Raw genomic sequence first — 514 nt, 5'->3', positions numbered from 1 at the left:
CGAATATTTTGAACGTCCAACCGATCAAAAATTTCTGATATGTAGCTCATAAAAACTTTTCACCTCTTTCTAAATTCTTATTAATTGTTTCAAACAATATTTTTACGCTAATAATAAACTTAAACATTTCTTTTATCAAATGTGCGAACAACCAATAGATTGTTTTGTACTATTTGCAAGTTGCTTGTAACAGCAAAATTCTTTATAATACAAAAGATGGAGGTGGTCTTAGTATGGGAATGTCCACAAAAGTAAAAATGCTTCTCGCCGCAAGAGAAATGACAATAAAAGATTTGGCGGAGAAAATAGGAACGTCCAGCCAAAATATGGCCGCGAAGTTAAGGCGAGACAATCTTTCTGAAAAAGATTTGCATGAAATTGCCAAGGCCTGTGATGCTGTTTTTGAAGGCACGTTTACATTGAACGATACCGGCAAAGAAATCTGAGTCTCGTTAACGACTAAAGTACCTATCCGAAAGAATTGGACAGGTGCTTTTTCATTTGACTTTACTTA

1 protein-coding gene is annotated in these 514 nt (G+C 34.6%); it reads left to right on the top strand.

The window, feature by feature from the left end:
- Positions 1 to 233 precede the first annotated feature (233 nt).
- Complete coding sequence (locus NE619_RS17985; RefSeq protein ID WP_256133859.1) at positions 234 to 446, top strand: helix-turn-helix domain-containing protein; 213 nt, start codon at positions 234 to 236, stop codon at positions 444 to 446.
- Positions 447 to 514 lie beyond the last annotated feature (68 nt).

It is taken from the genome of Anaerovorax odorimutans (genome assembly GCF_024459955.1).
Classification (GTDB): domain Bacteria; phylum Bacillota; class Clostridia; order Peptostreptococcales; family Anaerovoracaceae; genus Hominibacterium; species Hominibacterium odorimutans_A.
Note: the sequence above shows the minus strand (reverse complement) of the source record. Positions and strands in the feature narration are given on the sequence as shown.